The organism is Streptomyces sp. NPDC014889, from assembly GCF_043081205.1.
Classification (GTDB): Bacteria; Actinomycetota; Actinomycetes; order Streptomycetales; family Streptomycetaceae; genus Streptomyces.
Genome location: NZ_JBIBWH010000038.1, coordinates 1 through 4,901 on the forward strand (window position 1 = coordinate 1; position 4,901 = coordinate 4,901).

The following is a 4,901-nucleotide window of genomic DNA, read 5'->3' on the forward strand; positions in this document are numbered from 1 at the left end:
GCGGCCGCGGCGATGGACCAGAGCGCGCCGGCGGCGGCCGCGGAGTGGCCGAATCGGTCCTCCACGAGGATGGGGCTGGCCGATTGCAGCAGCCCCAGCGTGAGGTTGGAGCAGGCCAGCCCGGCCACGAGCCGGCGCAGGGACGGCAGCAGGCGCAGGGTCTGCCATCCCTCCCGCAGGCCGGCGCTCGTCGCCGGTTCACCACGGCGCGCGGCGCGCAAAGGCGTGGACGGGGTCTGCAGGGCGAGTCCGGCAGACAGGAAGGACAGCAGGCTGAAGCACGCCAGCATGCGTGTCGGGCCGGTCAGCAGCAGCACGCCGGCCAGTGCGGGACCGATGAGAGTGGCCGTCTGATCGATGCCGATCAGCACCGACTGCACCTTGTGGGGCTGCCCGTCGGTGCGGCGGCTGACGATGGCGCCGACCGCTTCGTTGGCGATGAAGCTGAACTGTGTCAACGCCCCGGTCACAGCGGCCAGCGCCATGACGGTGACCGTCTCGGCCGTACCCGGCGGCAGGACGACCAGCACGGCAGCCGCGCCCGCCACCAGCAGGGCGCGGGCGAGCGAGGCGATGAAGCACACGATCGCCGCGCCGCTGCGGTCAACCAGGGTGCCGGCGAAGCCGAACGCGGCCACCCGGGGTATCCACTCCAGTGCGAAGGCCAGGCCCGTCAGGGAGGCGGAGCCGGTGGTGGCCAGCACGACGAGCGGCATGGCATAGGTCGACATGGAGTAGGCGAGCGCGTCGCACGCGCGGGGTGTGTAGACGCGCCGGAACAGGCTGCCCGCGGGGATGGCGGCGTGCCGGCCGGCTGACTGGCCCTCATGCAAGGAGACGGTCACGACGTGGGGGTCTTTCGCTGTCGGGGGAGGGAGGACTGCCGAGGTGTCGCCCGTCGCTTACGCGGAGGAGAACGCCACAGTCGCCGAAGCCATGGGGACGACGTAACGCTGCACGCGAACTCCGCTCGAAACACTGCGAGGTGGCCAGGGGGCGGGGGCTCGCACATGGTAGTCGGGGCCTGCCCCCTGCCTTGGTGCCGCCCGCGTACCTCCCCCGGACTGCAGGCCGTGTCCGCCCGGGGTCACTGTGTCCCGTGCGTTCCAGGTCCTGCGTGTCGCGGGTGGGCGGCCATCGTACAAGATCACTAAGCTCGTGATCTGCGGATCGCGTGCTGCTTCACACCCGGCAGCCCGGACTGCTCGTTCCCCGCTCGCGGCGCGGTACTTCCTGCTTCCCCACCTTCTCAGAGCTGTCCCCGTTGGCTGTGGGAGATGGAGGCCGGCGGGCCGTTGGCCAGGGGGCGGGGATGCAGCGGGCACGGCGTGCTTGATTGGCTCATGATGACATGGCCGGTTCCAGTCGCGAATGGTGCGTCGTCGTGCCCGGGTGACGCTGTGTGCTCGGGGTTCGCGGGGTGGTCAGCTGGAGTGTGACAGCCAGGATCCTCTGTGGGCTGTTGGCGTGAGGCCTTCTCCCGCGGGTGCCTGCTTTCGCCCAGTGCGGGCTCCTGTGCCGCAGGGCAGACAGGGTTCGCGCCGCCGAACTCAGCCAGGCCTGGTCCGGTCACGCCGTCCGCCGGCCGAGAGCAGGCTGTCGAGTCCACCCGGAACCGGCGCACCAGCGCAGGTGAGCCGAGCGCAGCGAACTTGGAAGCAGCGGGGCAGCCCATACAGCCAAAGCAGCTGCCGGCCAAAGTCCCTACGCCGACCGCATGGCTTGCTGACAGGCCTTACGTGGCGCAGGAGCGGGCCCGCGGATTCGCGCCCATCGACAGCCGCCGCAGGAGGTGCTGACCGAGCGGACCGGCTCCCTGGGGCTCCGGTCCGCTCCGTTCCAATCACTGGTAGTGGACAGAATCAGTAACCGTGGTCCCGGTCACGGCCCCGGTCCCGGTCACGGTCCCGGTCACGGTCCCGGTCCCGGTCCCGGTCACGGTCACGGCCGTGGTCACGATCGCCGTGGTCGCGGCCGCCGTGGTCACGGCCCAGGGCCGGGAAGAGAGCGTTGAAGATTGCCATGGCGTTCCTCCTGGAATATGCCAGAAGCATGAGACGGAGGTGATATGTTCCGGTGTGGGAATTAGATGGCGCTTTGAGTCAAAAGACGGTAAACGTTTCCGGCTGGACCTAGGGCGTGGAGGCTCCGGTCACCGGCTCGACTGAGCTGTGGGGACTCCCTCATCCATGTGGATAGGCCCACGCCTCATCGGCCGGGCCGTCTCCGGGCCGTCCGAGGCGAACCGACGTTGAACCGAACCCAGGACCACCAGAGCGGCTACAGCCAGACCAACGCACGCATGGAAGACCTGGTGAAGGACGTCCCTGAGTTCCTGGGGATGGGCCACGCGCAGACTCCTGGCGGGCTGAGCATCACCGTCGGGTACTTCCGCGACGCCGACGCCCCCACGGAGTGGTGGAGCAACGCCGAGCACCAGAGCCTGACAGCAGGCTGACCAACCAGGACCGCCCCGTCCTCCAATACATGGAGGACGGGGCGGTCGTGCTCAGCGGTTCGGCGAGCGCTCATCGGCACCGGCCCGGTTCGGTGGGGGCGGTTACTTGATCTTTCTGCCGCCGGCGGCGACGGCCGGGGACAGGTCGTTGACAGCCGCGTCGCGGGTTGCGACGGGCTCGAGGCCGTAGCTGTGTTCGATGGTGGCGAGGATGGATGTGGTGTCGTAGACGGTGTGGTCGACGCCCGAGTGCGGCAGCGAGCGGCCGATGACCGTGGCGGGGATGCGGGTGCCGGGGCCCCAGGCGTCGTGGGCGCCCTGGGTGGACGAGCCCGGTCCGGGGGGCGGGACGTGGTCCCACTGGCCGCCGAACTCGTCGTAGGTGACGACCACGAGGGTGTTGCCGGCCGCGTCACCCTCGGTCACGGCCTTGAGCAGGTCGACGAGGTGGTCGCTGCCGTCTCCCTCACTGGCGTAGCCGGGGTGCTCGTTCTCGGCGCCGTAGGGCTTGACGAAGCTGACGGCCGGCAGGGTGCCGTTCTTGGCCGCGCGCAGGAACTCCGTCTCGTCGCGCAGGTGGCTGCGGCCCGGCGTGCCGGGGGCGTAGTCGGCGAAGTAGTTGAACGGCTGGTGGTGGTATTGGAAGAGCGGTCCGGGGTGCCCGGCCTCCGCGTCGTCCCAGCCGCCGGAGTACCAGTTCCAGGAGATGCCGGCGTCGGTGAGCCGGTCGCCGATGTTGGGGTACTCCGTGTCGTCGATGAGCGGGATCCGGGTGCCGCTGCCGTACGGTGCGCTGGACGGTTGCACCGTGTTGACGGCCAGGTTGCCGCAGGCGTGGGTGTAGTCGGCCGGTTCGCCGTCCGGGCAGGCGGTGGTCAGCGCGCCGTCCACGACCGGGCCGGTCGCCTTGTACTGCGGGTAGGAGGCGGGCATGCCGTTGGCGTCGAGGACGGTGTTCTTCGCTCCGGACGCGCCACCGCTGGTGTCCTCCGGCGCCCGCGCGGCGATCAGGTACTGGTGGTTGAGGAAGGAGCCGCCGAACGCGCCCTGGAAGAAGTGGTCGGCCAGGACGTAGTTCGGGGCGCCGGGGGCGTGCAGATAGCGGTAGATCGGCAGCGACTTGGTGTCGTAGTGGCCCATGGTGAGGCCGACCGCGTCGGAGCCGGTGACGTAGCGGTCCTGCTTGCCATCGTTGATGGCGTACTGGTTCTGGTAGAAGCGGTGCACCATGTCCCGGGTGCAGCCGCCGGGCAGCGCGCCCGGGGAGTCCTTCACCACGCCGTTGCTCGCGAAGACACCGGGCGCCGGGCAGGTCCGGTCCTCAGGCTTGATGTGGTCGTCGATGGCGAACGGCCCGTTGGCGAACGCGCTCGCGTCGACCCCGTGGGCGGCGTCGTTGCAGGACGACGGCAGGGGCGGGCTGGTCAGGTTCACATCGTTCTGCGGGAGGCAGCTGTACGGCGTGCCGTCCTGCGCGACCTGTGTGCGCTGCTGGGCGGTGGCCTGCGCCAAGCCGTCTACCTGCTGGCCGCCGACCGGACCCCAGGTGCCGTAGAGGTTGTCGAAGGAGTGGTTCTCCTCGTAGATCACGACCAGGTGCTTGTAGCCACCGGGCAGCGTGTGCGGCGCGCCCTGCTGCACCGATGCAGCACCTGATGCCGCCGAGGGCGTCAGGGCCAGGAGCAGGGCGACCGTCGTGCCGGCCGCGAGAGCGGGCAGTCGGCGTCCGGCACGCAGCCGGAGTCTTTTGGTGCGACTCATGTTGCTTTCTCCAGCAGAGGTTGAGTTCGGAGTTGCCGGCATTGGCATGGTCATCCCAAGGCATCGGCGCAGAGAAAGGTAACCGGCCCATGCGTATTCCGGGAGAGGGAAAGGTGACGGATCGATGCGGAAACCTGACCCTTGCCCCTGGTGGAGCGGTCCGCTGGCGCACTAGACGCGCATCACGCGGCCCCGGGCATCAGATGAGGGGGCCGTACAGCAGCGGAGTACAGCAACCGCCCCCGGTCGGCGTTGTGCTTGCAGAACTCAGCCCGCCCGGTATGACCGTCAGCGCCGCTTGGTCCATCGCCGGGGCGAGGCGGGCCGTCCGGGCCCAAGGGCGGTAGCCGAGGTGATCGGTGATCTCGCCTTCCAGGGCGGACTCCAGCAGCCGCTTGGTCAGTTGCTGGAGCAGCCCGCCCTCGCCGGTCAGCTGCAGGCCCTGGGCCCGGCTCACCGGCTCGTCGATCAGCTGCTCGTCCACGGCCTTCGCCGACACAGCCGCTGCCGACTCGGCAGCTTCGTACTCGGCCACGATCTCACTGGTCATCGATGCATCTTCCATGATCGGGAGTTACACCGAACGATTGGCTCTGGCCCGTAGTCGGTGGTGACGCCGAGTAGCTGTCCGCGATCATGATCTCGTGATGGATGTCAACTCCCTTGTGGGGACGGTGTTTTC

At 69.3% G+C, this 4,901-nt stretch carries 3 protein-coding genes and 2 pseudogenes; 1 reads left to right on the forward strand and 4 read right to left on the reverse strand.

Annotated features, from left to right (window positions below):
* Nucleotides 1–845 (reverse strand): MFS transporter (locus ACF09J_RS35920; RefSeq protein WP_392309655.1); only part of this gene is annotated, 845 nt, incomplete at its 3' end.
* 1,017 nt (nt 846–1,862) lie between these two features.
* A complete protein-coding gene (locus tag ACF09J_RS35925) occupies nt 1,863–2,024 on the reverse strand; it encodes a hypothetical protein (RefSeq protein ID WP_392309656.1) in 162 nt (53 codons plus the stop codon).
* 227 nt (nt 2,025–2,251) lie between these two features.
* Here ACF09J_RS35925 and ACF09J_RS35930 point away from each other — a divergent pair.
* A pseudogene (locus ACF09J_RS35930) lies at nt 2,252–2,443 on the forward strand (antibiotic biosynthesis monooxygenase); the annotation flags it as partial.
* A gap of 117 nt (nt 2,444–2,560) precedes the next feature.
* On the opposite strand, the gene ACF09J_RS35935 reads toward ACF09J_RS35930, so the two are convergent.
* Nucleotides 2,561–4,219, reverse strand: a complete 1,659-nt coding sequence (locus tag ACF09J_RS35935) for a phospholipase C (RefSeq protein ID WP_392309657.1) — start codon at nt 4,217–4,219, stop codon at nt 2,561–2,563.
* A gap of 343 nt (nt 4,220–4,562) precedes the next feature.
* Nucleotides 4,563–4,769: pseudogene (locus tag ACF09J_RS35940) on the reverse strand (IS256 family transposase); the annotation flags it as partial.
* Nucleotides 4,770–4,901: the final 132 nt, after the last annotated feature.